33 protein-coding genes are annotated in these 23591 nt (G+C 65.9%); 19 read left to right on the plus strand and 14 right to left on the minus strand.

The features are described 5' to 3' along the window. Window positions 1-41: 41 nt before the first annotated feature. From VGU00_RS00640 to VGU00_RS00670, 7 genes are all read left to right on the plus strand, one after another. The gene (locus VGU00_RS00640) at window positions 42-215 is read left to right on the plus strand and encodes a (2Fe-2S)-binding protein (protein WP_327464574.1); all 174 of its coding nucleotides are present in this window, start codon (window positions 42-44) and stop codon (window positions 213-215) included. A 101-nt stretch (window positions 216-316) separates the two neighbouring features. Continuing rightward, a complete protein-coding gene (gene bfr / locus VGU00_RS00645; RefSeq protein ID WP_327464449.1) occupies window positions 317-799 on the plus strand; it encodes a bacterioferritin in 483 nt (160 codons plus the stop codon). 233 nt (window positions 800-1032) lie between these two features. Next, window positions 1033-1452: an addiction module antidote protein gene (locus VGU00_RS00650; RefSeq protein ID WP_327464451.1), complete on the plus strand. Its 420-nt coding sequence runs from the start codon at window positions 1033-1035 to the stop codon at window positions 1450-1452. Between the two features lie 197 nt (window positions 1453-1649). After that, window positions 1650-2486, plus strand: a complete 837-nt coding sequence (locus VGU00_RS00655) for a glycine zipper 2TM domain-containing protein (protein WP_327464453.1) — start codon at window positions 1650-1652, stop codon at window positions 2484-2486. Between the two features lie 193 nt (window positions 2487-2679). After that, window positions 2680-3210, plus strand: a complete 531-nt coding sequence (locus VGU00_RS00660; RefSeq protein ID WP_327464455.1) for a hypothetical protein — start codon at window positions 2680-2682, stop codon at window positions 3208-3210. Between the two features lie 183 nt (window positions 3211-3393). Continuing rightward, window positions 3394-3948: a hypothetical protein gene (locus VGU00_RS00665; protein WP_327464457.1), complete on the plus strand. Its 555-nt coding sequence runs from the start codon at window positions 3394-3396 to the stop codon at window positions 3946-3948. A 500-nt stretch (window positions 3949-4448) separates the two neighbouring features. Continuing rightward, complete coding sequence (locus VGU00_RS00670; RefSeq protein WP_327464459.1) at window positions 4449-4904, plus strand: PilZ domain-containing protein; 456 nt, start codon at window positions 4449-4451, stop codon at window positions 4902-4904. 73 nt (window positions 4905-4977) lie between these two features. Here VGU00_RS00670 and ctrA read toward each other — a convergent pair whose 3' ends face one another. Next, window positions 4978-5685 (minus strand): response regulator transcription factor CtrA, encoded by a 708-nt coding sequence (gene ctrA, locus VGU00_RS00675; protein ID WP_058804653.1) that lies wholly within the window; start codon window positions 5683-5685, stop codon window positions 4978-4980. Window positions 5686-5870: 185 nt separating this feature from the next. After that, window positions 5871-6818, minus strand: a complete 948-nt coding sequence (locus VGU00_RS00680) for a LysR family transcriptional regulator (protein WP_327464461.1) — start codon at window positions 6816-6818, stop codon at window positions 5871-5873. A 141-nt stretch (window positions 6819-6959) separates the two neighbouring features. On the opposite strand from VGU00_RS00680, the gene VGU00_RS00685 reads away from it, so the two are divergent. The 9 genes from VGU00_RS00685 to VGU00_RS00725 all read left to right on the plus strand — a co-directional run bounded on the left by VGU00_RS00685 (window position 6960) and on the right by VGU00_RS00725 (window position 12296). Further along, window positions 6960-7655 (plus strand): pirin family protein, encoded by a 696-nt coding sequence (locus tag VGU00_RS00685; RefSeq protein ID WP_327464463.1) that lies wholly within the window; start codon window positions 6960-6962, stop codon window positions 7653-7655. Window positions 7656-7767: 112 nt separating this feature from the next. Then, complete coding sequence (locus tag VGU00_RS00690) at window positions 7768-8364, plus strand: FMN-dependent NADH-azoreductase (protein ID WP_327464465.1); 597 nt, start codon at window positions 7768-7770, stop codon at window positions 8362-8364. A gap of 67 nt (window positions 8365-8431) precedes the next feature. Beyond that, complete coding sequence (gene wrbA, locus VGU00_RS00695; RefSeq protein WP_327464576.1) at window positions 8432-9034, plus strand: NAD(P)H:quinone oxidoreductase; 603 nt, start codon at window positions 8432-8434, stop codon at window positions 9032-9034. A 4-nt stretch (window positions 9035-9038) separates the two neighbouring features. Next, on the plus strand, window positions 9039-9839 hold the full coding sequence (locus tag VGU00_RS00700; RefSeq protein ID WP_327464467.1) for a class III extradiol ring-cleavage dioxygenase: 801 nt from the start codon (window positions 9039-9041) through the stop codon (window positions 9837-9839). Window positions 9840-9936: 97 nt separating this feature from the next. Next, window positions 9937-10620, plus strand: a complete 684-nt coding sequence (locus VGU00_RS00705) for an RNA pseudouridine synthase (protein WP_327464469.1) — start codon at window positions 9937-9939, stop codon at window positions 10618-10620. Continuing rightward, window positions 10613-11014, plus strand: coding sequence for an alternative ribosome rescue aminoacyl-tRNA hydrolase ArfB (gene arfB / locus VGU00_RS00710; protein ID WP_327464471.1), 402 nt, complete (start codon window positions 10613-10615; stop codon window positions 11012-11014). Before VGU00_RS00705 ends, arfB begins: the two co-directional genes overlap by 8 nt. Window positions 11015-11072: 58 nt before the next feature. After that, entirely contained in the window at window positions 11073-11243 is a 171-nt protein-coding gene (locus tag VGU00_RS00715; protein WP_327464473.1) for a hypothetical protein, read from the plus strand. A 53-nt stretch (window positions 11244-11296) separates the two neighbouring features. Further along, the gene (locus tag VGU00_RS00720) at window positions 11297-11884 is read left to right on the plus strand and encodes an SOS response-associated peptidase family protein (RefSeq protein ID WP_327464475.1); all 588 of its coding nucleotides are present in this window, start codon (window positions 11297-11299) and stop codon (window positions 11882-11884) included. Window positions 11885-11972: 88 nt separating this feature from the next. Then, window positions 11973-12296 (plus strand): PilZ domain-containing protein, encoded by a 324-nt coding sequence (locus tag VGU00_RS00725; protein WP_327464477.1) that lies wholly within the window; start codon window positions 11973-11975, stop codon window positions 12294-12296. Between the two features lie 21 nt (window positions 12297-12317). On the opposite strand, the gene VGU00_RS00730 is transcribed toward VGU00_RS00725, so the two are convergent. Next, window positions 12318-12743, minus strand: coding sequence for an EVE domain-containing protein (locus VGU00_RS00730; RefSeq protein ID WP_327464479.1), 426 nt, complete (start codon window positions 12741-12743; stop codon window positions 12318-12320). A 133-nt stretch (window positions 12744-12876) separates the two neighbouring features. On the opposite strand from VGU00_RS00730, the gene VGU00_RS00735 reads away from it, so the two are divergent. Then, the gene (locus tag VGU00_RS00735) at window positions 12877-13806 is read left to right on the plus strand and encodes an isopenicillin N synthase family dioxygenase (RefSeq protein ID WP_327464578.1); all 930 of its coding nucleotides are present in this window, start codon (window positions 12877-12879) and stop codon (window positions 13804-13806) included. Window positions 13807-13816: 10 nt separating this feature from the next. Here the strand turns inward: VGU00_RS00735 and VGU00_RS00740 are convergent, their stop codons facing one another. Genes VGU00_RS00740 through VGU00_RS00755 form a run of 4 tightly spaced genes read right to left on the minus strand, consistent with a single transcriptional unit; the run spans window position 13817 to window position 16342 of the window. Continuing rightward, window positions 13817-14488: a site-2 protease family protein gene (locus VGU00_RS00740; RefSeq protein WP_327464481.1), complete on the minus strand. Its 672-nt coding sequence runs from the start codon at window positions 14486-14488 to the stop codon at window positions 13817-13819. 26 nt (window positions 14489-14514) lie between these two features. Then, window positions 14515-14919 carry a ribose-phosphate pyrophosphokinase gene (locus VGU00_RS00745; RefSeq protein WP_327464483.1) on the minus strand — a complete coding sequence of 135 codons (405 nt, stop codon included), beginning with the start codon at window positions 14917-14919 and terminating at the stop codon, window positions 14515-14517. Beyond that, the gene (locus VGU00_RS00750; RefSeq protein WP_327464485.1) at window positions 14895-15713 is read right to left on the minus strand and encodes a DUF1295 domain-containing protein; all 819 of its coding nucleotides are present in this window, start codon (window positions 15711-15713) and stop codon (window positions 14895-14897) included. The genes VGU00_RS00745 and VGU00_RS00750 overlap by 25 nt, the downstream gene beginning before the upstream one ends. Continuing rightward, window positions 15710-16342, minus strand: a complete 633-nt coding sequence (locus tag VGU00_RS00755) for a lysophospholipid acyltransferase family protein (RefSeq protein WP_327464487.1) — start codon at window positions 16340-16342, stop codon at window positions 15710-15712. Before VGU00_RS00755 ends, VGU00_RS00750 begins: the two co-directional genes overlap by 4 nt. A 122-nt stretch (window positions 16343-16464) precedes the next feature. Here VGU00_RS00755 and VGU00_RS00760 point away from each other — a divergent pair, with 122 nt between their 5' ends. Beyond that, window positions 16465-17877 (plus strand): M20/M25/M40 family metallo-hydrolase, encoded by a 1413-nt coding sequence (locus tag VGU00_RS00760; RefSeq protein ID WP_327464489.1) that lies wholly within the window; start codon window positions 16465-16467, stop codon window positions 17875-17877. Here VGU00_RS00760 and VGU00_RS00765 read toward each other — a convergent pair. The 5 genes from VGU00_RS00765 to VGU00_RS00785 all read right to left on the minus strand — a co-directional run bounded on the left by VGU00_RS00765 (window position 17874) and on the right by VGU00_RS00785 (window position 21951). After that, window positions 17874-18689 carry a ferredoxin--NADP reductase gene (locus VGU00_RS00765; protein ID WP_327464491.1) on the minus strand — a complete coding sequence of 272 codons (816 nt, stop codon included), beginning with the start codon at window positions 18687-18689 and terminating at the stop codon, window positions 17874-17876. The genes VGU00_RS00760 and VGU00_RS00765 overlap by 4 nt on opposite strands. Next, entirely contained in the window at window positions 18689-19171 is a 483-nt protein-coding gene (locus tag VGU00_RS00770; protein ID WP_327464493.1) for a hypothetical protein, read from the minus strand. Before VGU00_RS00770 ends, VGU00_RS00765 begins: the two co-directional genes overlap by 1 nt. Before the next feature lie 242 nt (window positions 19172-19413). Further along, the gene (locus VGU00_RS00775; protein ID WP_327464495.1) at window positions 19414-20076 is read right to left on the minus strand and encodes an HAD-IA family hydrolase; all 663 of its coding nucleotides are present in this window, start codon (window positions 20074-20076) and stop codon (window positions 19414-19416) included. Between the two features lie 31 nt (window positions 20077-20107). Continuing rightward, window positions 20108-20848, minus strand: coding sequence for a glutathione S-transferase family protein (locus VGU00_RS00780; RefSeq protein WP_327464497.1), 741 nt, complete (start codon window positions 20846-20848; stop codon window positions 20108-20110). Beyond that, the gene (locus tag VGU00_RS00785; RefSeq protein WP_327464499.1) at window positions 20842-21951 is read right to left on the minus strand and encodes a DUF2855 family protein; all 1110 of its coding nucleotides are present in this window, start codon (window positions 21949-21951) and stop codon (window positions 20842-20844) included. Before VGU00_RS00785 ends, VGU00_RS00780 begins: the two co-directional genes overlap by 7 nt. Window positions 21952-22008: 57 nt before the next feature. On the opposite strand from VGU00_RS00785, the gene VGU00_RS00790 reads away from it, so the two are divergent. Then, window positions 22009-22392, plus strand: coding sequence for a DUF488 domain-containing protein (locus VGU00_RS00790; RefSeq protein WP_327464501.1), 384 nt, complete (start codon window positions 22009-22011; stop codon window positions 22390-22392). Here VGU00_RS00790 and VGU00_RS00795 read toward each other — a convergent pair. Beyond that, window positions 22389-23078, minus strand: a complete 690-nt coding sequence (locus VGU00_RS00795; protein WP_327464503.1) for a VIT family protein — start codon at window positions 23076-23078, stop codon at window positions 22389-22391. The two genes, VGU00_RS00790 and VGU00_RS00795, sit on opposite strands and share 4 nt — an antisense overlap. Window positions 23079-23114: 36 nt before the next feature. Further along, entirely contained in the window at window positions 23115-23579 is a 465-nt protein-coding gene (locus VGU00_RS00800; RefSeq protein ID WP_327464505.1) for a heme-binding protein, read from the minus strand. Window positions 23580-23591: the final 12 nt, after the last annotated feature.

A 23591-nucleotide genomic window follows, 5' to 3' on the forward strand; every position in this document is an offset into this window, starting at 1 on the left:
CGCACTATCCCTACATCAGCCTTGTTGAGAAGGATTCGCACATGGTCGTCTGTGTCTGCAACGCAATAAGGGAAAGCCAGCTGCGCGATGTCGCGCGGAATGGCCAATTGCGGTGCGCGAAGGCGGCCTATGCGCAATTGGGTCGCAAACCCAAGTGCGGACAATGCCTGTCATTCGCTCGCAATATCATCAGCGACGTCGCCGCGACCGCCTGATTTTTCTTGGTTTTCCGCCATTTTTGACCTTGGCCTGATGGGGGCCGGGCGCCTATAATGCGCCCACTCCATTCCAAGACAGAAATGACAGGACTGACACCATGAAGGGCGACGAAAAAGTCATCGATTTCCTGAACGAGGCGCTCAAGAACGAGCTGACCGCGATCAACCAATATTGGCTGCACTATCGCATGCTCGACAATTGGGGCGTCGCACGCCTCGCCGCGTTCGAACGCGAAGAGTCGATCGACGAGATGAAGCATGCCGACAAGCTCGCCGACCGCGTCCTCTTCCTCGGCGGCCTCCCCAACTTCCAGCTCCTCGGGCGGCTGCGCGTCGGCGAGACGGTCGAGGAAATCCTGCGCGCCGACCTCGCGGTCGAGGAGGAAGCGATCCCGCTGCTGAGGGACGCGATCGCGCATTGCGAAAGCGTGCGCGACTATGTCAGCCGCGACCTGTTCGCCGACATCCTCGAAAGCGAAGAGCATCATGTCGACGAGCTGGAAAAGCAGTTCGAGATGATCGAGCGCATGGGTATCGAAAATTACATCCAGCTCCAGTCGAAGCCCGTCAGCGACGACTGAGTGATTCGGCGGCGCCCAGGCGACGTCCACTCGCTAAGCCGTTGATAAGAGAGGCGCTTTCGGGCGCCTCTTTTTTCGCTTGTATTTGCGAATAATTCTCAATAGCAAGGTGGGGCAGTCCCCTCCTGCCGGCCGCTGCATCTTAAAGCTGCGCTTTAAAGCGGCCGGCATCTTTTTCCCGAAAAGGGGCGAAACGGACCGGGGAATTGCAAGGGCCGGGAGACAGAAACCATATGCACAGCAGCACGCTGATCCGCCAATTGACGCAGCAGCCGCTGGTGCGCGATCTCTCCGTCGAAGCCGCGCAGGCCGTGCTGGCACTCCGCTATTGCATCCTCTGCCGCCGCAGCGAACGCGACCCGATGCCCGAACTCGAACGGCGCTGGGGCAATATCCTCGCCGCGCGCCGCTATCGCCTCGTCGTCGAGGCGATCGGCCATGTCTGGCCCGAACCCTTTGCCGTCGCCCCGCCCTGCTGCCCGCGCGTCAGCTTCGACGAAGCGCTGCTCGCGGCGATGGTCGGGGCCTCGACGCGCCGCGACCGCGTCCATTTCGACTGGCTGACCGCCGAAATGCTGGGCAGCGATGCGCGCGAAATGCTGTTCGTCGCGCTGGAAAATTTCATCCGGGCACGCGCGCCGGGGCGCGTCTGATCTCGCTCCCGCAAGCAGCGGGAGAGACCGAAGGCCCTGCCCGCGCGAAACCGGTCCTGCCCCAAAAGCGCCGGCCGGCTCCAACCTGCGCCAAATCGGGACAGATTCATCACGGTTAACGGATTCGCCGAAACGCGACGATTTTGCTAACAAGCTGTTAACCAATCGGTTCAGGCCGGGGGAACAGGGAGTTTAGCATGCGTACGATCGTCTTGTTGGGTATGGCCGCAGGGTCGTTGTTGCTGGCAGGGCACGCCCGCGCCGAAGCGCCCGCGCTCGATTATGGCACTCCCGCCGATCCCGACGTCCGCGTCTACACCGGCTATCCCGACCGCGTGCCGAGCGAAGTCGACTATCGCACCGTCAACGGCACCTATGATGCCGAGGGCCGCTGGACCGGAACCTGGAACGGTACCTATGAAGCGCCCGACGGCCGCCGTTACGACGGCCGCTACGAAGGCACGGTCGAAGGCCATGGCGCCGGCTATCCGCCGCCGCCCGCCTATGATCCCTATTATGGCGGCGGGTACGACCCGCGCTACGACGAAGATATGGCACGCCGCTGTGGCCGGGGGGGCACGGTAGGCGGCGCGGTTGTCGGGGGTGTCGTGGGTGGCATCGTCGGCAACCGCATCGCCGGGCGCGGCAACCGCACCGAAGGCACGCTGATCGGCGGCGGACTCGGTGCGCTCGCCGGCGGCGCGATCGGCAATGCCTCGGACAAGAAAAAGTGCGACGAATGGATGGCGAGCCGCGAGCGGTATCGCGGCGGCTATTATCAGGGCGGCCCCTATCCCGGTGGCCCATATCCCGGCGGCTATGCGACGACCTACCAGCACGGCGGCTATGGTTACGGCTATGGCTATTACACCCCGGGCGTCGTCGTCACGACGATCATCACGAACGGCGCGCCGGTGGTGACCGAAACCGTCGAAACATCGACCCGCACCTATTATGAAAATGTGCCGGTGCGGAAACGCTATGTGGCGAAGAAGAAGTGGAAACCGAAACCCAAGCCGCGCTGCGTCTGCTGATTGCCCATATAGGTCTGGTCACCTGTATCTGGTCGAAGGCCCGCCGTCCCCGTGGATGGCGGGCCTTTCGCGTTCCGGGACTCGCTTCGCCGCGCATCGGCAACGGTTCAGCGGCGCGAAAGCATGATGCGCCTAGGGCGGGGACAGAGGGGGCCGGACCGTCCAGGGCCCCGCCGAAGGGGAGCTTTCCTCGATGCGTAAACTCACCAGCCTGACCACTGCTGCAGCGATCGTCCTGACCTCGGTCGGCCTTGCCGCCACCCCCGCCGAAGCGCGCAGCCGCCATGGCGGCTGGGGCTATCGCCACCACGACCGCATCAGCACCGGCGACGTGCTCGGCGGCTTGCTCATCATCGGCACCATCGCCGCGATCGCCAGCGCCGCGAGCAAGGACAAACGCGATCGCGCGCCCGACTATCGGTACGACCCGCCGTACCGCGACGACGAACGGCAGGAGGTGCCGCGCTACGAGCCCGACGCGCCGGACGCCGCCGCCCCCGGCGCCTATGGGCGCGGCGAGGCCGAAGCGCGCGCCGCCGACGCGTGCAGCTGGGCGGTCGAGGGCGAAATGGGCGAGGATGCACGCGTCGACAGCATCACCGGCACCAAAGCCTCGGGCGGCGGCTGGTACGTCACGGGCACCGCGTCGCGCCTCGGCGGCGAGGTGCGGAGCTTTGGCTGCAGCTATCGCAACGGACGCGTCGTCGACGTCAATTTCGGCTGACCCTGCCGGAGCGACAGCCAGGCCTCCCGCCCACCGGCGGGGGGCCATTTCTTTATGAACGCCAGCAAAACCAAGGCTGAACGCCAGATAAGCGCGGGGTTCAGCACGGCGTCACCGCGCGTCCGTTAAACCATCCTCAACAGGCCGCGATACGCCGCCTGCGCTTTTTGAGGAGACCGAACCATGGCTATTAAGACGAACCTGACCAAGGCCGCAATTGGTGCGGCCACCGCCGGCGCGATGCTGATGAGCGCCGCCCCCGCCGCAGCGCGTGACCGTTATGACCGCGACGGGATCAGCGCGGGCGAAATCATCGCCGGCGCCGTCGTGATCGGCGGGCTTGCCGCGATCCTGTCGGCATCGGACAACGACCGCTACGATCGTTACGACGACCGCTACAACGACCGCTATGGCGATCGTTATCGCGATCGCGGCCGCTACAACGACGCGCGCTACGGCTATGGCTATGACTATAACCGTTATGGCAACAGCCGCAGCGCGGTCAGCCAGTGCGTCAATGCCGTCGAACGCGGCAGCCGCCGCTATGGCCGCACCGACGTCACCGAAGTGACGAGCATCGACCGCAAGCGCGACGGGTACAAGGTCAAGGGCCGCGTCGTCGTCCGCGACGGCTTTGGCGGACGCTGGGGCCGCGGCGGCAATTATGACAATGGCAAGTTCAGCTGCGACGTCCGCTACGGCCGCGTCCAGGATGTGAAATTTTCGGGCCTGCGTTGATCAGGTCACCGGAAACGGCTTTCGGCCCGCCCATGCCCCGGCATGCGGCGGGCCTCTTTTTTGGGCCGCGATCCGAATTGCGGATGGCCGGTTTCGACCGGAAGCAGCCCCATCCATCATCGTCACCCCGGACTTGATCCGGGGTCCCGCTTGAGATCAAAGGCAATCAGCGCCTCAAAAGCGGGATCCCGGGTCAAGCCCGGGATGACGGAGAGAAAGAAGCAGCCGATAGAGTTGTGTACCCCGGCGAAAGCCGGGGCCCGGTAGCGCCGTGGGAAGATGGGCCCCGGCTTTCGCCGGGGTGCACATAAGAACCGCGAACGTCCGCTCCTCACCCCATAACCGACGCCGCCGGACAGTCCCGCAACGGAACACAAACGCGCCGCCGCCCCAATTGTCACCAGACATCTATAACGAAAATTTACCTTCAGCGGTTACGGTTGTGCCGGGACCATAATCATCGGTCGACGTGGGGGTCGGGCGACAGAGATGAGTCGCGCATGTCGAATCCCGAGGCTTCCCCGGCCTCTTCCGCTCCTTCCGACAAGCGCCAGCCGCGCCAGTCGCGCCTGGTGAAGGCGGCGCTCGCCTGCTCGCGACTCGGACAGTTCGACATCACGATCCGCAACGTCTCCGAAACGGGCATCGGCGGCCAGGGGCCCGCCGCGCTGCATATCGGCGAACGGATCACCGTCTTCCTTCCGGGCCACGACCCGATGCTCGGCACCGTCCGCTGGGTCGTCGACAAGAAATTCGGGATCGAAACCGATCGCGCGATCGACACCAGCCTGCTGCGCGCCGCGCACGGCGGCGCCGCGCCGGCGACGCACGCCGTCGCCTCCGGGTTCGAAATCATCCCGCCGCCCACCGCGCCGGCGCGCCGGCCCGGCCTCGTCCTCGGTGCGGCACAGCCCGCGCATTTCGGGCGCAGCGTCTGGACCAGCAAACCGCAATAGCGACGCGCAAAGGAAAACCGGCGCGGATCGCTCCGCGCCGGCTCCCCCGGTGTTCTAAATTCAGTGTCCGGCGTCAGGCGACGCGGCGCACCTCGTTGCCTTCGTCGTCGATGTCGCGAAGGACATAACCGCGGCCCCAGACCGTCTCGATATAATTTTCACCCCCACAGGCCAGCGCCAGTTTCTTGCGCAGCTTGCAGATGAAGACGTCGATGATCTTCAGTTCGGGCTCGTCCATCCCGCCATACAGGTGGTTCAGGAACATTTCCTTGGTCAGCGTCGTGCCCTTGCGCAGCGAGAGCAGCTCGAGCATCTGATATTCCTTGCCGGTCAGATGCACGCGCGTCGTGTCGACCTCGACCGTCTTGGTGTCGAGATTGACCGCGAGCTTGCCCGTCTTGATGACGCTCTGGCTGTGACCCTTCGACCGGCGGACGACCGCATGGATGCGGGCGACCAGCTCGTCGCGGTGGAACGGCTTGGTGACATAATCGTCGGCACCGAAGCCGAACGAACGCACCTTCGAATCCATTTCCGAAATGCCCGACAGGATCAGCACCGGCGTCTGCACCTTGGCGGTGCGCAGCTTCTTCAGCACGTCATAGCCGTGCATGTCGGGCAGGTTCAGGTCGAGCAGGATGATGTCGTAATCATAGAGCTTGCCAAGGTCCAAGCCCTCTTCCCCCAAATCGGTGGTGTAGACGTTGAAGCCTTCGGTCGTGAGCATCGTGTCGATCGCTTTCGCGGTCGTCGGCTCGTCCTCGATCAGCAGTACGCGCATTAGGCACCCCTTGACTGTTTCCCACGATAATCCCGCGAACCGATCGCATGACTATCAAGGATGTCACCGACCAACCCCCGTTGCAGGACTGCCGGAACATTAACCACGAAACTAATGAAGGGAAAAGGTTAATTTTGATTTAACCCGCAGAACTCCGCGAGTCGCGCCCTATTTGCAACAGTCGGTCACGGCGTTTTGGGATGATGGTGAAGCGCCACATAGCGATCATGTGCCCCGGTACAGGACATTTTGAGCGTGTCGACCAGATGGTCCGAGAGCGCGCGGACGCGCGCGGGGCGCAGCCGCGAGGGCGGCGACAACAGGTGCAGATGCGACTGCGGCAACGACCAGTCGGCCAGGATCGGGACGACCGCGCCCGACGCCAACGCGTCGGCGGCGATGAAATCGGGCAAGGCGGCAATGCCCACGCCCGCGACCACCAGCGGCACCGCGACATCGCCATTGTTCGCGAACAAGGGGCCCGTCGGCAGCACGGTCGCTTCCTCGCCCTTGCGATGGAAATGGATCGGCATCGCGCGCTGGCGGTGGCCGTAACCGATCAGCCGGTGCCCCGCGAGGTCGAGCGGATGTTTCGGGGTGCCGTGCTTTTCCAGATAGGCGGGGCTCGCGATCACCGACGCCGCGACCGGCGCGATCGTGCGCGCGAGCAGGCTCGAATCGGCGAGCGGCGATATGCGCAGCGTCAGGTCGATCCCCTCCGCGACCGGATCGTTGCGCGCATCGCTCAGCAGCACTTCGATCTCGACCGCCGGATGCCGGTCGAGGAAGGCTGCGAGCGGCGGGCCGAGCACCTTGATCCCAAAGCTCATCGGCGCGGCAAGGCGGATCGGCCCCGCGAGGTCGACGCGGTCGCCGCGCGCGGCTTCGGTCGCCGCGGTCGCCGCCGCGACCATCGCGCGCGCTTCGTCGAGCAGGCCCGCGCCCGCGGTCGACACTGCGACGACGCGCGAGCTGCGATGCAGCAGCGTGATCCCCAGCGACGCCTCGAGCCGCGTCACCGCCTTCGACACGCTCGCCTTCGACAGGCCGAGCGCGGCGGCGGCAGCGGTAAAGCTGCCGCCGTCGGCAACGGCGACGAAACAGGCCCAGCCTTCATAGTCGGGAAGCGCCACGCAATAGCTCCTGATTGGAAACGATGGTTTTCCATCTACGCTATTTTAGAAACGATCCAAGAGCCTATTTTGTCCTCAACACCAGCGCACCGGCACCACCGATATGCGCAGCGATCGACAAGATACGAAAGGACAAGGCCAATGATCGACATCCGCAAATTCGACACGCTGGGCCACGCCAACCACGGCTGGCTCGACGCCCGTCACCACTTTTCCTTCGCCAATTACTACGAGCCCGATCGCATGGGCTGGGGCGCGCTGCGCGTCTGGAACGACGATGCCATCGCCGCCCAGTCGGGCTTCCCGCCGCATCCGCACCGCGACATGGAAATCATCACCTATGTCCGCACCGGCGCGATTACGCACCGCGACTCCATGGGCAACAGCGGCCGCACCGCGGCGGGCGACGTCCAGGTGATGAGCGCCGGCACCGGCGTGACGCACAGCGAGTTCAACCTCGAGGATGAGGAAACGACGCTGTTCCAGATCTGGATCATGCCCGACCGCGACGGTGGCAATCCGGGCTGGGGCGCGCGCCAGTTCCCCAAGGCCGACCGGTCGGGCCAGTTCGTGACGCTGGCGAGCGGCATCGACGGCGACGAAGCGCTGCCGATCCGCGCCAATGCCCGTGTGGCTGCCGCGACGGTGGGGGCCGGGGAAAGCGTCTCCTACGACCTCGAACCCGGACGCCACGCCTATCTGGTCGCCGCCAAGGGCCGGATCCGGGTGAATGGCGAGGACGCCGATCCCCGCGACGGCATCGCACTCCGCGATGTCGGAAAGATCGAGGTCGAAGCGCTCGACGACGCCGAACTGGTCCTCGTCGACAGCCTCTAAAGAGCCCCCGGGTCGTCGCCATCCCCCTCCCCGGCGGCGACCCACCCCGTGCCGCGGGTTTCCCTTCGAAGCTCGCGGCACCCCCTCCCTTCCGAAATCAAGGAACAAGACAATGAGCCATATTCTCCGCATCGATTCGAGTGCCCGCCATACCGGTTCAACGAGCCGCCAGCTCACCGACCAGCTCGTGACCCGTCTGGTCGAGCAGGGTTATGGCGCCAGCGTCACCCGCCGCGACCTTGCCGATACGCCGCCCGCGCTGCTGACCGAAAACTGGGTCGGCGCCAATTTCACCGACGACGCCGACCGTTCGGACGACCAGAAGGCGGCGCTTGCCGCGTCGGACGAGATGATCGCCGAACTCGAAGCCGCCGACACGATCGTCATCGGCGTGCCCATCTATAATTTCAGCATCCCCGCCTCGCTGAAGGCATGGATCGACCTGATCGCCCGCGCCCGCCGGACCTTCCGCTACACCGAAGCGGGCCCCGAAGGCCTGCTCAAGGGCAAGAAGGCCTATCTGGTCGTCACCTCGGGCGGCGTGCCCGTCGGCAGCGATTATGATTTCGCCACCGGCTACCTGCGCCACGTGCTCGGCTTCGTCGGCATCACCGATGTCCACATCATCGCCGCCGACCAGCAGATGATGAACGGCGAAGCGATCAATCAGGCGACCACCGCAATCGACGGCCTGAAGCAGGCCGCCTGATACCCCGCCGCCGCCGCGCCTTCCTCCCGCGCGGCGGCGGTTTCATTGTGAAAGAAAGGACTGAATGATGGCCAAGGTACTGGTGCTCTATTATTCGAGCTACGGGCATGTCGAACAGATGGCCGACGCCGTCGCCGAGGGCGCGCGCGCCGCGGGCGCCGACGTCGAAATCCGCCGCGTCGCCGAAACCGCCCCCGCGGCGGTCGTTCAGGCCGCGGGCTTCAAGACCGACACCGCGCACCCGCTGCTGAGCGACCCGAACGAACTCGCAGATTATGACGCGATCGTCGTCGGCACGCCGACGCGCTTCGGCCGCATGTCGAGCCAGATGGCAAGCTTCTGGGACACCGCCGGCGGCGTCTGGGCGCAGGGCAAGCTCAACGGTAAGGTCGGCGCCGCCTTCACCTCGACCGGGTCGCAGCATGGCGGTCAGGAAACGACGCTCTTTTCGGTCCTCACCAACCTGATCCACTTCGGCATGACGATCGTCGGCCTCGACTATGGCTTTTCCGGCCAGATGGGCGTCGATGAAGTGAAGGGCGGCGCCCCCTATGGCGCGACGACGATCGCCGGCGGCGACGGTTCGCGCCAGCCGGGCGAAGCCGATCTTGCCGGTGCCCGCTATCTCGGCGAGCGCGTCGCGCGCACCGCCGCCAAGCTGATCGCCTGAACCGATGCGCCGTCTCCCGAGCCTTTTCCTTTCGCACGGCTCGCCGATGATGGCGCTCGAGCCCAGCCCGGCGCGGGACTTCCTCGCCGGGCTGGGTGCCCGACTGCCGCGCCCGCGCGCGATCCTGCTCGTATCGGCGCATCATGATGCGGCGTATCAGGGCGGCCGCGCGACGGTGACCGCGTCGCCCGCGCCGCCGACGATCCACGATTTCGGCGGCTTTCCCGACGAGCTGTTCGCGATGCGCTATCCCGCGCCGGGCGACCCGGCGCTGGCCCAGCGCGTCGTCGACCTGCTGGCCGGGCATGGCCTTGCCGTCACCGCCGATCCCGAACGCGGGCTCGACCATGGCGCGTGGGTGCCGCTGTCGCTCATCTACCCCGATGCCGACATTCCCGTCGTCCAGCTTTCGATTGCGTCGAACGCTTCGCCCGAATGGCATTTCGCGCTGGGACAGGCGCTGGAACCGCTCCGCGACGAAGAGGTGCTGATCGTCGGATCGGGCAGCATCACGCATAATCTGCGCGCGCTCTTCTCCGCCCGCCTGCCGATCGATGCCCCCGCGCCGGCGTGGGTTACCGACTTTACCGACTGGATCGCGGAACGGATGTCCGCGGGGGCCCTCGACGACGTGCTGCACAGCGTCGACCGCGCGCCGCACGGGCGCGACAATCACCCGACGGCAGACCATATATTGCCGCTGTTCGTGGCGATGGGCGCGGGCGCGGTACCGTTGAAGGCCGAACGGCTGCACCACAGCGTCACCTATGGCCTGCTCGCGATGGACGTTTACGCTTTCGACTGACCGGCAGGCCCGCGCATTTTCGTTGAGGGCCGGATTCACGGTATCGGCAAAAGCGCGAGGCGCTTCCCCCTCAACCGATCAGGCCCTATAGCGCGCCATGCTCCTTTCAGACCGTGTCCTGTTCCTCGATGGCGAGGCCCTCGTCATCGACAAGCCCGCGGGCCTGCCCGTCGACGCTCCGCGCGACGGCAGCCTCAGCCTCGAAAACCATCTCGACCTCTTGAAGTTCGGTTTCAAACGCTGGCCGCTCGCGGTTCATCGGCTCGACCGCGACACCTCGGGCTGCCTGCTCCTCGCGCGCAATCCCAAGGCGCACGGCCGCTTCACCCGCGCGTTCGAGAGCCGCGAGGTCGAGAAGCAATATCTCGCGATCGTCGACGGCGTGCCCGACGGCGACGGCGGTACGATCGACCTGCCGCTTTCAAAAGTTTCGACGGCCGAAGAGGGCTGGCGCATGGTCGGCGATCCGAAAGGCAAGCCCTCGATCTCGCATTGGGAAAAGCTCGCTGTCGTCGGCGATCGCGCCCTGCTCCGCTTCCGCCCCGAAACCGGCCGCACGCACCAGCTGCGCGTCCATGCGCTCGAGGGGCTCGGCTTTCCGCTTGTCGGCGATCCCGTCTACGGCCGTGGCGGGACAAAAACGCGAACCCTGCTCCATGCCGAAAGGCTGATGGTAAAACGTGACGTCAAGCCGCCAATAATTGCCGAGGCGCCCTTCCCCGACAGCTTCATCGCGATGGGCTTTGCGGCGCCGGAGGGAGCGGAGCCGACGCGTGGCTGAGATCCCCGAAAGCGCGATCAGCGAGAAGTTCCTCGCGGGGTCGGGCCCGGGGGGCCAGAATGTCAACAAGGTCGCGACCGCATGCCAATTGCGCGTCGATGTCTTCGCGCTGGGGCTCGCGCCCGATGCCTATCGGCGGCTCAAGACGCTGGCGGGAAGCAGGATGACCGCCACGGGCGAACTCGTCATCCTCGCGCGCAGTTTCCGCACGCAGGAAGCGAACCGCGCCGACGCACGCGCGCGGCTGAACGAACTGGTCGACGCCGCGCTTGTCCGCCCCGAACGGCGCATCAAGACCAAACCCAGCAAGGCAGCGAAGGCGAAACGCGTCGACAGCAAGAAGGCGCGCGCGAGCATCAAGGCGGGCCGCGGCCGCGTAAGACCCGATCAGTAAACACGATTTTTACGCATAGCCGTTACCCCTGCCGCCGGAACAACGACGGAGCGGCACGATGGCCGATATGATGAAATCGATCCTGATGGGGCTCGGATGCCTGACGATCCTCGGCTTCGTCGGGTGCAGCATGATGGGCGCCGGGGTGATGGTCGCCGCCGACCGTGCCGCCGAACGCGGAAGTCTCGGCGAATCGAAACCCGCCGAAAAGTCGCCCTGGGACAAGTGAAAGCGGCGCAGCGCGCCGATTGACAGCGCAGCGCCGCGCGGCAATCAGGCCGCATGAACCTCTATCGTCTCGATGCCCCGGCGCGCGCGATCGCCGCGACTTTTGGCGTCGATGCGGGCGACGATCCCTGGGCGGGCGACTATGTCACGCCGGGGCGTCCCGCACCGGTGATCGCTCCCGACAATCGCGGCGGCCCGCGCCGTTACCTGCGCCCGAAGCTGTGGGGCGTCCCGCCCCCGCCGCAGGGCACGCAGCCCGTCGCGACGGTCCGCAACCTGTCGAGCCCCTTCTGGATCGGCACGCTGCGCCATCCCGAGCTTCGCTGCCTGATCCCCGCGACGAGCTTCGCCCTGTGGTCGGGGCCGGCGGGCGCGCGGCGCCAGCGCTGGGCGTCGGTTTCGGGCCGGTCGATCTTCGCCTTCGCGGGCATCCAGCGCCAGAATGACGACTGGCCGGGCTTCGCGATGCTCACGACCGATCCGAACGGCCTGCTCGAACGCCTGGGCCCCGGCGCGATGCCGCTGATCCTGCATGCCGAGGATCATGAGCGCTGGCTGACCGCCGAATGGCGCGATGCGGCACAGCTTGTCACGCCCTTTCCCAGCCATTTGATGGCGGTCGGGGACCGGCCACCGATATAGCCGATTTTCACCATATTCCTTCACTTTAAGGTAACCAACGGCGGCGTAAGAGAAGTCGAATCAAGAGTACGCTGGGACCAAAGCAGTGTTGGGAAATCGCACCCTCGAAGCCAGTAAGGCGCCTCCATCGGCCCGCCGTGACGAACGCACGTCGGTCGACGGCCGCGCCCGCTTTCGCGAAGCTGGATCCAATCCGTTCGATGCCGAACTATTCGACCTGTCGGCGAACGGTTTCCGCATGTTCACCTTTTCGCGCCAGGCGATCGGCAAGCATATCTGGGTGAACCTGCCCGGGCTGCAGCCGGTCGAAGCCGTGGTGCGCCGGCAGGACGGCAACAATTACGGCTGCGAATTCGTCAATCCACTGCACCCGTCGGTGGCCGACCATCTGAAGGCGAAGCTGGCGAAATAATCGCCCGCATTGCACCCGGGTTCAGCCGGCGGGCTTTTCCGATTTTTTGAGGATATGTTTCCATTCGGCGGGCGTTACGCGCCCGACCGACAGTCGCGACTGTCGGATCAGGTCCATGTCGGCGAGCGCCGGATCGGCCTTGATCGCCGCGAGCGTGACCGGATGCTTCAGCGCCCGCACCGGGGCGACGCGAACGATCACCCACGGCGATCCCTTTTCCGCGGTCGGATCGGGCGAGGCGGTCTCGGTGATCGTCATGATCCCCACGCATTCCTTGCCGATATTGCTGTGATAAAAGAGCGCCTCGTCGCCGAGCTTCATCGCCATCAGGTTGAGCTTCGCGGTGTGGTTGCGCACCCCGTCCCACATCCCCGTGCCGTCCTTGACGAGTTGTTCCCACGCATAGGCGTCGGGTTCGGATTTCATCAGCCAATATTGCTTTGCCATGGCCGGGGGCTTAGCCGAGCCGCGCGCGGGACGAAACCGCCTTTTTCCCTTTAACCGCAGCCGCGCAGCGCCTAAATCGCGACTCATGACGCGCCCCGACGGGCGCCGCCCCTATCAGATGGACCTATCTTTCATGACCGCTGCCGTTCCCGTCATTTCCATGTCGCTTCCCGCCGATCAGTTCGCGAAGGATTTCGGGGCGTCGTTCGAACGCTTCGGCTTCGCGATGATCACCGACCATGGCATCGACCCCGAGCTGATCGACGAAGCGTGGGACAAGGCGAAAGCCTTCTTCGCGCTGCCCGAGGAAACCAAGCGTGCCTATCATATCGCCGGCGGCGGCGGTGCGCGCGGCTATACGCCGTTCGGGACCGAGATCGCCAAGGGCGCCAAGGAAGTCGACCTCAAGGAATTCTGGCATGTCGGCCGCGACCTGCCCGCCGGCCACCGCCTCGCCGCGCAGCAGCCGAACAATGTGTGGCCAAAGGAAGTCGAAGGCTTCCGCACCGCCTATGACAAACTCTTCGCCGAATTCGACCGCGTCGGCGGCCGCCTGCTCTCGGGCATCGCACGCTACCTCGGCCTTGCGCCCGATTTCTTCGACGACACCGTCGCCGACGGCAACAGCGTGATGCGCCTGCTCCACTATCCGCCCGTCGAAGCCCCCGCCAAGGGCATCCGCGCCGAAGCGCATGAGGATATCAACACGATCACCTTGCTGCTCGGCGCCGAAGAGGCGGGGCTGGAGATCCTCGACAAGGACGGCAGTTGGCTCCCCGTCTCGCCGCCGCCGGGCGCGATGGCGGTCAATGTCGGCGACATGCTGCAGCGGCTGACCAACAACAAGCTGCCCTCGACCACCCACCGCGTCCGCAATCCCGACGCGGGCCGCGCGAGCGTCGCGCGTTACTCGATGCCCTTCTTCCTGCACTTCCGCTCGGACTATCCGATCGAGACGCTCGAAAGCTGCGTCGACGCGTCGCACCCGAACCTCTACCCGACGCCGATTACCGCGGACGACTATCTGCAACAGCGGCTGCGCGAGATCGGCTTGAAGAAGTAAGGGAGCGGCGTCAGCGCGTTCGCGCGAAGCGGTTCCGCCCGCGCCACAGCTGGAGCAGCCTGGCCCCGTCGCTGCCATGATAGGGAAGCAGGTTACCGAGCGCCGATACAAAGGCGACGACCATCAGCATCGACGCCAACGCCGCCGCGCCTTTCCCTCGCTCACCGGCCGAAATTTCGGCGACGATGCGTTCATGTTCCTCCGTCGACGGCAGGTTGCTTCGGATTCTCACGGAGTTTGCCGACGCCTCGTCCACGACGGTCGCGACGACCGGGGCAGGCGATGCGGCGATCGGCGGCGCAAACCACATCGCGGTCGTTAGCGCGACCAGCGCAAGTGCCGCATCGGCAAGCGGTCCAGCCGCGGCGACGATACCATATTGCCGCCGCGTCCAGTCTTCCGCGGGCGGACGGTAGGCGACATACCCTCCCAGATCGCCGCCCTTCGGGAGCGCCTTCAGCGCAAAGCGCCTCGACGGCGGCGCGTAGGTCAGGCCGAGAACCGATATTTCGATCACCGTTCCGCGCTGCCCCCATACCGCCAGCGCATGGCCGAGTTCGTGAACCATCGTCACGAGAAAGGACAGGCAGAGAAAGGCGATCAGCACGCCATAGGCACCCCACGATGGCGGAGCATATTCATGCAGCCCACCGATCAGCATCAGCGTGAGGATGAGGCGCAAAATGGAAAATCCGAATGCGCCCATATTTATCGCTCTGCCCAATAATCGAACACCGCCTGCTGCTGCTCGCGGATAAACCGCGTCGCTGCCGCGCCCTCCCACGGGCCGTCATAGCCGAGCAGCAGCGCCGTTCCGCCGACCCACCAGCCCTGCCCCGGCAGCCGGTCGCTTTCGCGTACCACCAGCACCGCCATGTCGGGTTCGCCGTCCAGCGCGCAGAGGCGATCGACCTCCTCGAGCGTCCGGCACACCGCGCGCATCTTGGGGCGGGTGAAGCGAAAGCCGAGGTCGCCGAGCAGTTCGGAATAGCTGACGCTGCGCCCCTCGCGCGCCGCCGCGGTCAGGATCGCGCGGATGCGCGGCGCATCGCCGAGCGCCGACACATCGGCCGGGCGTTCCTCGCCACCTAAGCCTTGGTCTTTGGCGGCCAAGGGATGAATCCGGAGGTTCGCGCGACATAGGCGGCATAATCGGGCCGCGTCTTGTGCAGCCCCTTTTCGAGCAGCGCCTTGCCCGACCACCGAGTGAGGGTGAAGGTCAGGAAGACCGGCCCGATCAGGCTCGCAAGCGCCAGCCCCCAACCGAGGTCGAGCGTCACGAGCCAGATGCCCCACCACGCCAGCGCGTCGCCGAAATAATTGGGGTGGCGCGTATAACGCCACAGGCCGGTGTCGAGCACCCTGCCCTTGTTCGCGGGATTCTTGCGAAAGGCGTCGAGCTGCGCGTCGCCGATGCTTTCGAACGCGATGCCGATCAAGGCGGCCGCAGCGCCGATCCAGCCGATCGCACCGACGCCGGCTGCGGGATCGCCCGCGCTCGCCCAGATGCCGAGCTGCGCGGGCAAGCAGGTGATGAACAGCAGCGGCGCCTGCGTCAGGAAAACGGTAAGCAGCGCGGCCTTCGCCCAGCCCCATTTCCGCTTCTCCACCGTATGCGCGAGGATCTTCCGGTAGCGCGGGTCCTCGCCATGGCGCGCCCAGCGGACGGTCAGATGGATCGCGAGCCGGAGGCCCCACAAGGTCGTGAGGCCGAGCAGCAATTTCGCGTGCGGCGCGTCGAACCCCGCCTGCCATGCCGCGCCCCATGCAAGCAGCACCATGCCGAACGCCCAGAAGGCGTCGATGAACGACACGTCGCGGATGACGACCGATATGCCCCACAGAATCAGGATGACGCCGATCAATCCGGCAAAATTGGTCCCGAGCAGCAAAAGGGCGTCGATCATGCGCGCAAATCCCGTTCCTCTTCGACCCCGACTATATCATCGATCGACTGCACCGCCCGCTCGGGAAATTTGGGGATGCAGCCTTTATACGTTTCGAGCACCTTCAGCATGTCCGCGCGAAAGTCGCCGGTGGGCCAGATCAGCGGGCCGAGCCCGCCGGTCTTCTTGCTGTAGTCCATGAAACCCACGACGAGCGGCACCTTGGCGGCGAGCGCGATCTGGTAGAATCCGGTGCGCCATTTCTTCGTCTTGCCGCGCGTTCCCTCGGGCGCGACGGTCAGGATGAATTCGGCGCGGCGCGCGAACTCGTCGACCATCTGCTGCACGACATTGGTGCCGCCGCGCCGGTCGACCGGGATGCCGCCCATCTGTTTCATGAAGCCCGCGAGCGGCCAGCGGAACAGCGACAATTTCCCCATGAAATGGGGCTTCAGCCCAAGGTCGCCGGCAAGCCCGAGGAAATTGACGAAGTCCCAATTGCTCGTATGCGGTGCGGCGATCAGCACGAAACGCCGCTGTTCGGGCACGCTGCCCTCGGCCTTCCATCCGCGCATCCGGTACAGCAGGAGCAACAGCCGGCGCACGCCGCGCGCCACCAACCCCGGTGGGTTGTCATCGATTTTGGTCACTTCGGCTCCTCTCCCCCGCCCCGATTGCGCCAAAGCCCGCCGCGGCGCAAGGGGCACGCGCATCGCGGCTTGCAGCGCCGCCGTCTTTCTGCTCCTTGCGTCTACAAACAGGGGAGAAATCGATGAAAACGCTGTCCGCGTTGCTGACGTCCGCCATGCTGCTCGCCGCGCCCGCGCTCGCCGCCGAGGCGCAACCGCGCGCCGATCAGCTCGCCTTCCGCGAAATCTACAAGGAACTGGTCGAAACGAACACGACGCTGTCGTCGGGAAGCTGCACGCTTGCCGCCGAACGCATGGCGGCGCGCCTGAAGGCGGCGGGCATCCCCGACAGCCAGCTCACCCTGTTCGCGACTCCCGAAAATCCGAAGGAAGGCGGCCTCGTCGCCGTCTATCCGGGCACCAGCAAGGCAGCCAAACCGATCCTGCTCGTCGCGCATATCGACGTCGTCGAGGCGAAACGCGCCGACTGGGAACGCGACCCGTTCGTGATGGTCGAGGAAAATGGCTATTTCTATGGCCGCGGCACCGCCGACGACAAGGCACAGGCGGCGGTGTGGGTCGACACCCTGATCCGGTTCCAGCAGGCCGGCTACAAGCCCAAGCGCCCCGTGAAAATGGCGCTGACCTGCGGCGAGGAAACCAATGGCGCGTTCAACGGCGTCGAATGGCTCGCCGCGAACAAGCGCGACCTGATCGACGCCGAATTTGCCTTGAACGAGGGCGGCGGCGGCGACAGCGACGGCAAGGGCAAGGTGCTCGGCCAGTCGGTGCAGGTCGGCGAAAAGACCTTCGCCAATTTCCGCCTCGAAACGCGCAACCCCGGCGGGCACAGCTCGGCGCCCGTGCCCGACAACGCCATCTACGAACTCGCGCGCGCGCTGACGAAGATCGACGATTACGACTTCCCGGTCGAGATGACCGACACGACGCGGCGTTTCTTTGCCGAGGCGGGTGCCGCCCGCGGCGACGAGACCGGCCGCGCGATGGTCGCGCTGGCGAAGAACCCCGCCGACAAGGCGGCCGAGGCGATCGTCAACAAGGACCCGTTCCTCCACAGCAATCTGCGCACCACCTGCGTCGCGACCTTGCTCGACGGCGGCCACGCGCCGAACGCGCTGCCGCAGCGCGCGGGCGCGAACATCAACTGCCGCATCTTTCCGGGGCACAGCATCGAATCGATCAAGGATGAACTCGGGCGCGTGATCGGCGATCCGGGCGTCACGATCACCCAGCTTCCGCCCAAGCGCCCCGCGCCGCCCGCGCCACCGCTCGACCCCAGGATCATCGGCCCGATGCAGAAACTGGTCGACAAATATTGGCCGGGACTGAAAGTCATCCCGTCGATGGCCAATGGCTATACCGACGCGACCTTCCTCGGCGCGGTCGGCATCCCGACCTATGGCATCCCCGGCATGTGGGGCGACCCCGACGGCAATGGGGCGCACGGCCTCAACGAACGCATGGAAGTGCGCTCGGTCTATGTCGGGCGCGACTATATGTTCGATCTGGTCAAAGCTTACGCGGACAAGCCCTAGCCGACGAATGCGCGCTCGATGACAAAGTCGCCGGGCGCGGCGTTCGAGCCTTCCTTGAAGCCCAGCTCCTCGAACCGTGCCTGAAGGTCGCGGATCATCGCCATGCTGCCACACATCATGATACGGTCGGTTTCGGGGTCGAACTGCGTCGGCCCGGTCAGCGGGTGGCCGAAAAGCGAACCATCGTCGATCAGCGCATCGATGCGGCCCGTCGTGTGGAAGGGTTCGCGCGTCACCGTCGGCAGGTAGTGGAACTGCAGCAACGCCTGATCCTGCACCAGCGGGTCGCCCGCAAGCTGGCTTTCGAGCTCGTCGCGGAACGCGAGGTCGCTGACCTGCCGCACGCAGTGCACGATCACGATCTGGTTGAAGCGATCATAGATATCGGGATCGCGCGCAAGGCTGAGGAAGGGCGCGAGGCCGGTGCCGGTCGAGAGCATGAACAGCCGCCGGCCGGGGGTCAGCGCGTCGGCAACAAGCGTGCCGGTCGGCTTGCGGCCGAGATAGACCGGATCGCCCGGCTGGATGAGCTGGAGGCGCGAGGTCAGCGGGCCGTCGGGCACCTTGATCGACAGGAACTCGAGCTCGTCGGCATAGGCGGGGCTGGCGATCGAATAAGCGCGGAGCAGTGGGCGTCCTTCACCCGGCAGGCCGATCATCACAAATTCGCCCGAGCGGAAGCGGAAGCTTGGCGGACGGGTGATGGTGAAGCTGAACAGATGCTCGTTCCAGTGGCGCACCGAACGCACCTCCTCGACGGTCAGCGAGGCGGAGGGGGCCAGCTTGGCGGCTTCGGCAATACGGTCACTCATCACTTTGAACTTTCCTGATGTGTCATGGCGCCGGCCGCGAGGGCCGGCATATCGAATCCCGCCGCGACCAGCCGGTCGACCGTCGCCCCCATCGCTCTTGCGATCGGGCCGACGCTGCCGTCCTCGGCGAGCAAGGCCAGGGTCGCATGGGCATTTGCGGCGCTCTCAAGCGAAAAATCGCGCCAGAGTCCAAGCAGAATTGCTTCATCCTCTGAAATCTGGAGGCATGGCATCGGCGCAAGCGCCAGCGTTTCGACTGAATCGCCGGCGAGCAGCGCCATCGCGATATGGAAGTCGGGCAGCGCGCCGGGCACCTCGACGGCGGTAAAACCCCGATAGAGCATCTGCGGCGCGCATTGCCCGCGCTCGGCCGCCGAAACCCATGCGCGCATCGCCCAGAGCAGGAAACGCCCGCCGTTGCAGAGACTTTCCACCGGCCGGTCGACAAAGGCGTACATCGATTCCCTTTCCAGCGCGCGCATGATGCGGCACCGGGGGGCTTATATGTTATTGCGAGTCATTTGCAATTTAGAATTTCGTTTTTGCGTTTTGGCGAAACGACCTTTCCGACCAGAAGCTCATCTATCCTGCATCGTCACTCCGGACCTGATCCGGAGTCCATGATTTCGGCGCCGCGATGAATCCCGGATCAGGGTCCGGGGTGACGAAAGCGAGAGAGGGTGTGGCGGCTGACGGCCCCCGGGCTGTCCTGCGGGGTGCAGTCTCAGGGAAGCGGCATCCCCAGTGCCGCCGACAGGTCGGCGAGCGCCTGTTCGCCGCTCGTCACCTTGATCGCGTGCATGCCGAGCTGGCTCGCGGGTTTGCAGTTGATGCCGAGGTCGTCGAGATAGATGCATTCGCCCGGTTCGACGCCCAGCGTCTCGCACATCATCTGGTAAATGCGCGGGTCGGGCTTGCGAACCCCGGCCTTGCTCGATTCGATGACGTGGGCGAAGCGCGCCATGATGTCGGCGACCTCGATCGCGGCTTCCGCGCTGCGCGTCATGCCCGCGCCCTGGATTCCCATCTTGCCGCCGGGGACGTTGTTCGTGATGCAGGCGATGGTGAAGCCGCGATCCTTCAGCGTGTCGAGCGCCGCGACCATCGCTGGCCGCACCGCCCCCGCGATCACCGCCAGCACCGCTTCGCCCTCCAGCTCATGGCCCAGCGCGCGCGCTTCTTCGGCGAACAGCGTGTCGAACGCCGCGGCGTCGATCTCGGCGCGCTCGAACTTCGCCCAGGCGTTGTCGTCGGGGTTGGCCGCGTTGACGCGGCGGACGAAGTCGCGCGGCAGGCCGCGCTCCTCCTCGAGTCGGTTGAACGCCTCGAAGGGCGAGGCGGTGATGACGCCGCCAAAATCGAAGATCACGGTCGTGAAGCGACCCATAGATGGTTCCTGTCGTCGGGAGAGTGAAAGATCAGCGCAGCATGATGCTGGCGCGCGGTGTGTCGGTGCCGAAGCTTTGTTGGGCGACGCGCACGCCGGCGGCTTCGAGCGCGGCGCGGCGCCCGTCGGCGCGCGTTGCGAGGATCGCGGGTTCGAACGTCATGGTGCGCGCGTAGCAGGGAAGCGCGGCAATCCGGTCGAGCCAGGCCGCGGTCTTCGGCCAGCGCGCGGGATCGGGCGTCCAGCCGGCGATCGCCGCGTTGCGCAGCGGGCAGGCGATGGCGAGGTCGGCGACGCCCACACTATCGCCGAACAGGAAGCCGGCCGCCGGCGCGTGCGCCTCGATCCAGTCGATCGCCTCGGGCAGGTCGTCGTTCGTGACCTTCGCGAGCGCGTCTTCGTCGGGCGGCCGCTTGAACACATGCGGTGCCACGACTTTCGGAAAGAAGAGGCCCCAGATGCAGAGATCACCGAGGCGGCTGTCGCCATATTCCTCGATCCAGCGCGCCTGCGCCCGTTCGCGCGGGCCGTCGGGCAGCACCGGGACATCGGGGTACGCCTCGTCGAGATATTCGGCGATCACCGTCGAATCGTTCACGACAAGGTCGCCGTCGATCAGCACCGGGATCCGGCGCAGCGGGCTCAGCTTCGAAAAATCGTCATTGCCATAAAAGGGCGTGATCGGGTCGAGTTCGTAATCGAGGCCCTTCAGATGCAGGATCGCGAGGATCTTGCGGACATAGGGTGAGACCGGGCTGCCGACGATCAGCATGGCGATATCACGATCCCCGCTTTCGGGTCGGCCTTGCCGGCGAGCATCTCGCGATAGGCGCCGAGGGCTGCTTCGCCGCCGGTTCGTTTGTCGATCGTCGCTAGGCGCGGCGCGACGTCCATGAAGGCGAGCCAGGCCTCGGCCATCTTTTGCGCGAACGCCGCGCCACCCCAGTCGGCGATACGCTTCTGGCTGCGGCCGGGTGCGAAAAAGCCCTGCCGCTCGGGACCGGGGAGCGCGGCCTCGCCGGCATCGGAGTCCCAGTGCGACTTGCCGACGATGATCGAGGCTTTCAGATTGCCCCCGAAATGGCTGTGCACCGCGCGCGTCACCGCGCCATTGCCCGCCATGTCGACAAGTGCCGAGGATGAGGCGGGATTGAGCGTCATGATGTCGTCGTAGGCGATGACCCGGTCATAGATGCGCTGCGCATCGAGGTCGGCGACATTCGCCTTGCTGGTCAGGCCGATCGTTTCGGGGCGATGGCCCGCGCGCCGCGCGAGCGAGAAGCCAAGCCCGATCGCGGTCTTGCTCGACGCGCTCGCGATCAGGATCTGGTCGGCGCCATAATCGCCCTCATCCTCGAACTGGTCGGCGATCAGCCAGCCGGTCAGGAACAGCGGGCGGAAGACGGGCCAATAATCATGGTCGGCGGCGCGATAATCGTGCAGCGCCCCGATCCGCTGATAATTGTTGTAAATCGGCGGCAGCGTCGTGCGCCGTGGGGTGACATCGACGAAGCCGCCCGGGCCCGCCTTGCCGACATTGAGAACCGCATCGCTCGCCATCGGATAATAGCCGTAGAAGCGGTCGCCGACCGCCACGCCCTCGGCCGTGCTTTCGGTCACTGTCGCAAAGCCCCACACGGGCAGGCGGCCGGGCGTATCGCGCTCGGCAAAGAAATCCCAATAGCCCTGGTCGTTACCGAACAGGCCGGCGGGCTTGCCGAACACCGCATAGGTGATGTTGTTCGCGGTCATTGCATAGCTGTCGATCCGGACGCGTACCTGTCCCGGCGCGAGCGGCGTATCGGGATCGCTCACCAGACTTGCTTGCGTGATATCGTCGCGATCGATGTCGATCGCCCAGCTCGTTGCGCTCATGTCCGGACCCCTCCGATTGACTTGCCCGCGGTCGCGGGATGTCCGATAGTCATACAGATGGCACCGCCCCTGACAATCGCGGTCAAACGCATTCACGAACCGGCCGGTCCCGGGGATGGCACGCGCTTCCTTGTCGACCGGCTGTGGCCGCGCGGCGTGTCGAAGGAGAAAGCGGCGCTGGCCGCCTGGCTCAAACCGCTGTCGCCGAGCGATCACCTGCGCAAGCAATTCCATGGCGAAACCGCCGATTCGGACGAAGCATGGGATGCGTTCCGGCTCGACTATTTCGCCGAACTCGACGCGGGCGGCGTGGAGGTGAAGGCGGCGCTCTTCACGCTCGATGCCGCGGTGCAGGCCGGGCCGGTGACATTGCTCTATGCCGCGAAAAGCGAGGCGCGGAACAATGCCATCGCGCTGCGCGAATGGCTGGAGCGGCGCTAGCCCACCGTCGTTCCCAGCAGCGATCCGATCGCGATCGTCGCGGCCATGGCCATCGCACCCCAGAAGGTGACGCGAACAACGGGGCGCAGCATCGGTGCATTGCCGGCCCGCGCGCCGAGCGCACCGAGGAGTGCGAGAAACAGGAGCGAAGCCCCCGACACCGTCCACGGCAGCGAGTCGCCGCTGTCGACCAGCACGGTCGCGAGCGGCAGCGCGGCGCCGATCGCAAAGCTCGCGGCCGAGGCTGCGGCCGCCTGCACCGGCCGCGCCGCCATCGCGTCGGTCAGGCCCAATTCGTCGCGCAGATGGGTGTCGAGCGCATTGTGCGCGGTCAGTTGCGCCGCGACCTGTTCGGCCAGCGCGCGATCGAGTCCGCGATCCTGATAGATCAGGGTCAGTTCCTCGAGCTCGAACTCGGGGTCGGCGGCAAGATGACGCTTCTCCAGTTCGACATCGGCCTTCTCCGCATCACCCTGCGAGCTCACCGACACATATTCGCCCGCCGCCATCGACATTGCGCCCGCGACGAGTCCCGCAGTGCCGGTGACGAGGATCGACGATTGCGACACGCCCGCCGCCGCGACGCCCGCGATCAGGCTTGCGGTCGACACGATCCCGTCGTTGGCGCCAAGGATCGCGGCGCGCAGCCAGCCGATCCGCGTAACGGCGTGGGTTTCCTCGTGCATCTGCGGCGCTCCCTGCTGTGGGGAGGCGCCACGAGGTCAGCGGGCGCGCTCCGACTTGAGCCCTGCTGCCGCGATCCCGGCGGCAGCGCAAGCGGCATCGTCGGCGGGCGCTTCGCCCGAGGCTCCGACCCCGCCAAGCCGCGTGCGGCCATCGGCGCTGAAGATGGGCACGCCGCCCGCGACCGTGACGACATGCGGCGCATCGGCGAAACCGGGCGTGCCTTTGGCGGCTTCTTCCATCCCGCTCGTCGGGAAACCCCACGCCGCGACCGCGCGGGCCTTTTCGAGCGAGAAGTCCATCATCCCGAAGGCATTGCCGTCCATCCGCCACATCGCGACGGGGTGCCCGCCCAGGTCGACGACCGCGATCGCATGGCCCTGCCCCTTGGCGCGCGCATGCGCGGCGCAGCCCTTGACGATCGCATCGGCCTGTTCGGCGTTCAGCATTTGGGCATTCGCGGGCGCCGCGATCAGCAGCGCCGCCACCAGTATCACCCTCATCCTCGCCTCCCC

The organism is Sphingopyxis sp. (genome assembly GCF_035944815.1).
Lineage (GTDB): Bacteria > Pseudomonadota > Alphaproteobacteria > Sphingomonadales > Sphingomonadaceae > Sphingopyxis.

Bases quoted from the DNA above. Each gene is read 5' to 3' on its own strand.
- VGU00_RS00640 (WP_327464574.1), top strand. From the start codon at position 42: ATGGTCGTCTGTGTCTGCAACGCAATAAGGGAAAGCCAGCTGCGCGAT.
- bfr (WP_327464449.1), top strand. From the start codon at position 317: ATGAAGGGCGACGAAAAAGTCATCGATTTCCTGAACGAGGCGCTCAAG.
- VGU00_RS00650 (WP_327464451.1), top strand. From the start codon at position 1,033: ATGCACAGCAGCACGCTGATCCGCCAATTGACGCAGCAGCCGCTGGTG.
- VGU00_RS00655 (WP_327464453.1), top strand. From the start codon at position 1,650: ATGCGTACGATCGTCTTGTTGGGTATGGCCGCAGGGTCGTTGTTGCTG.
- VGU00_RS00660 (WP_327464455.1), top strand. From the start codon at position 2,680: ATGCGTAAACTCACCAGCCTGACCACTGCTGCAGCGATCGTCCTGACC.
- VGU00_RS00665 (WP_327464457.1), top strand. From the start codon at position 3,394: ATGGCTATTAAGACGAACCTGACCAAGGCCGCAATTGGTGCGGCCACC.
- VGU00_RS00670 (WP_327464459.1), top strand. From the start codon at position 4,449: ATGTCGAATCCCGAGGCTTCCCCGGCCTCTTCCGCTCCTTCCGACAAG.
- ctrA (WP_058804653.1), bottom strand. From the start codon at position 5,685: ATGCGCGTACTGCTGATCGAGGACGAGCCGACGACCGCGAAAGCGATC.
- VGU00_RS00685 (WP_327464463.1), top strand. From the start codon at position 6,960: ATGATCGACATCCGCAAATTCGACACGCTGGGCCACGCCAACCACGGC.
- VGU00_RS00690 (WP_327464465.1), top strand. From the start codon at position 7,768: ATGAGCCATATTCTCCGCATCGATTCGAGTGCCCGCCATACCGGTTCA.
- wrbA (WP_327464576.1), top strand. From the start codon at position 8,432: ATGGCCAAGGTACTGGTGCTCTATTATTCGAGCTACGGGCATGTCGAA.
- VGU00_RS00700 (WP_327464467.1), top strand. From the start codon at position 9,039: ATGCGCCGTCTCCCGAGCCTTTTCCTTTCGCACGGCTCGCCGATGATG.
- VGU00_RS00705 (WP_327464469.1), top strand. From the start codon at position 9,937: ATGCTCCTTTCAGACCGTGTCCTGTTCCTCGATGGCGAGGCCCTCGTC.
- VGU00_RS00715 (WP_327464473.1), top strand. From the start codon at position 11,073: ATGGCCGATATGATGAAATCGATCCTGATGGGGCTCGGATGCCTGACG.
- VGU00_RS00720 (WP_327464475.1), top strand. From the start codon at position 11,297: ATGAACCTCTATCGTCTCGATGCCCCGGCGCGCGCGATCGCCGCGACT.
- VGU00_RS00730 (WP_327464479.1), bottom strand. From the start codon at position 12,743: ATGGCAAAGCAATATTGGCTGATGAAATCCGAACCCGACGCCTATGCG.
- VGU00_RS00735 (WP_327464578.1), top strand. From the start codon at position 12,877: ATGACCGCTGCCGTTCCCGTCATTTCCATGTCGCTTCCCGCCGATCAG.
- VGU00_RS00750 (WP_327464485.1), bottom strand. From the start codon at position 15,713: ATGATCGACGCCCTTTTGCTGCTCGGGACCAATTTTGCCGGATTGATC.
- VGU00_RS00760 (WP_327464489.1), top strand. From the start codon at position 16,465: ATGAAAACGCTGTCCGCGTTGCTGACGTCCGCCATGCTGCTCGCCGCG.
- VGU00_RS00765 (WP_327464491.1), bottom strand. From the start codon at position 18,689: ATGAGTGACCGTATTGCCGAAGCCGCCAAGCTGGCCCCCTCCGCCTCG.
- VGU00_RS00770 (WP_327464493.1), bottom strand. From the start codon at position 19,171: ATGCGCGCGCTGGAAAGGGAATCGATGTACGCCTTTGTCGACCGGCCG.
- VGU00_RS00775 (WP_327464495.1), bottom strand. From the start codon at position 20,076: ATGGGTCGCTTCACGACCGTGATCTTCGATTTTGGCGGCGTCATCACC.
- VGU00_RS00780 (WP_327464497.1), bottom strand. From the start codon at position 20,848: ATGCTGATCGTCGGCAGCCCGGTCTCACCCTATGTCCGCAAGATCCTC.
- VGU00_RS00785 (WP_327464499.1), bottom strand. From the start codon at position 21,951: ATGAGCGCAACGAGCTGGGCGATCGACATCGATCGCGACGATATCACG.
- VGU00_RS00790 (WP_327464501.1), top strand. From the start codon at position 22,009: ATGGCACCGCCCCTGACAATCGCGGTCAAACGCATTCACGAACCGGCC.
- VGU00_RS00795 (WP_327464503.1), bottom strand. From the start codon at position 23,078: ATGCACGAGGAAACCCACGCCGTTACGCGGATCGGCTGGCTGCGCGCC.
- VGU00_RS00800 (WP_327464505.1), bottom strand. From the start codon at position 23,579: ATGAGGGTGATACTGGTGGCGGCGCTGCTGATCGCGGCGCCCGCGAAT.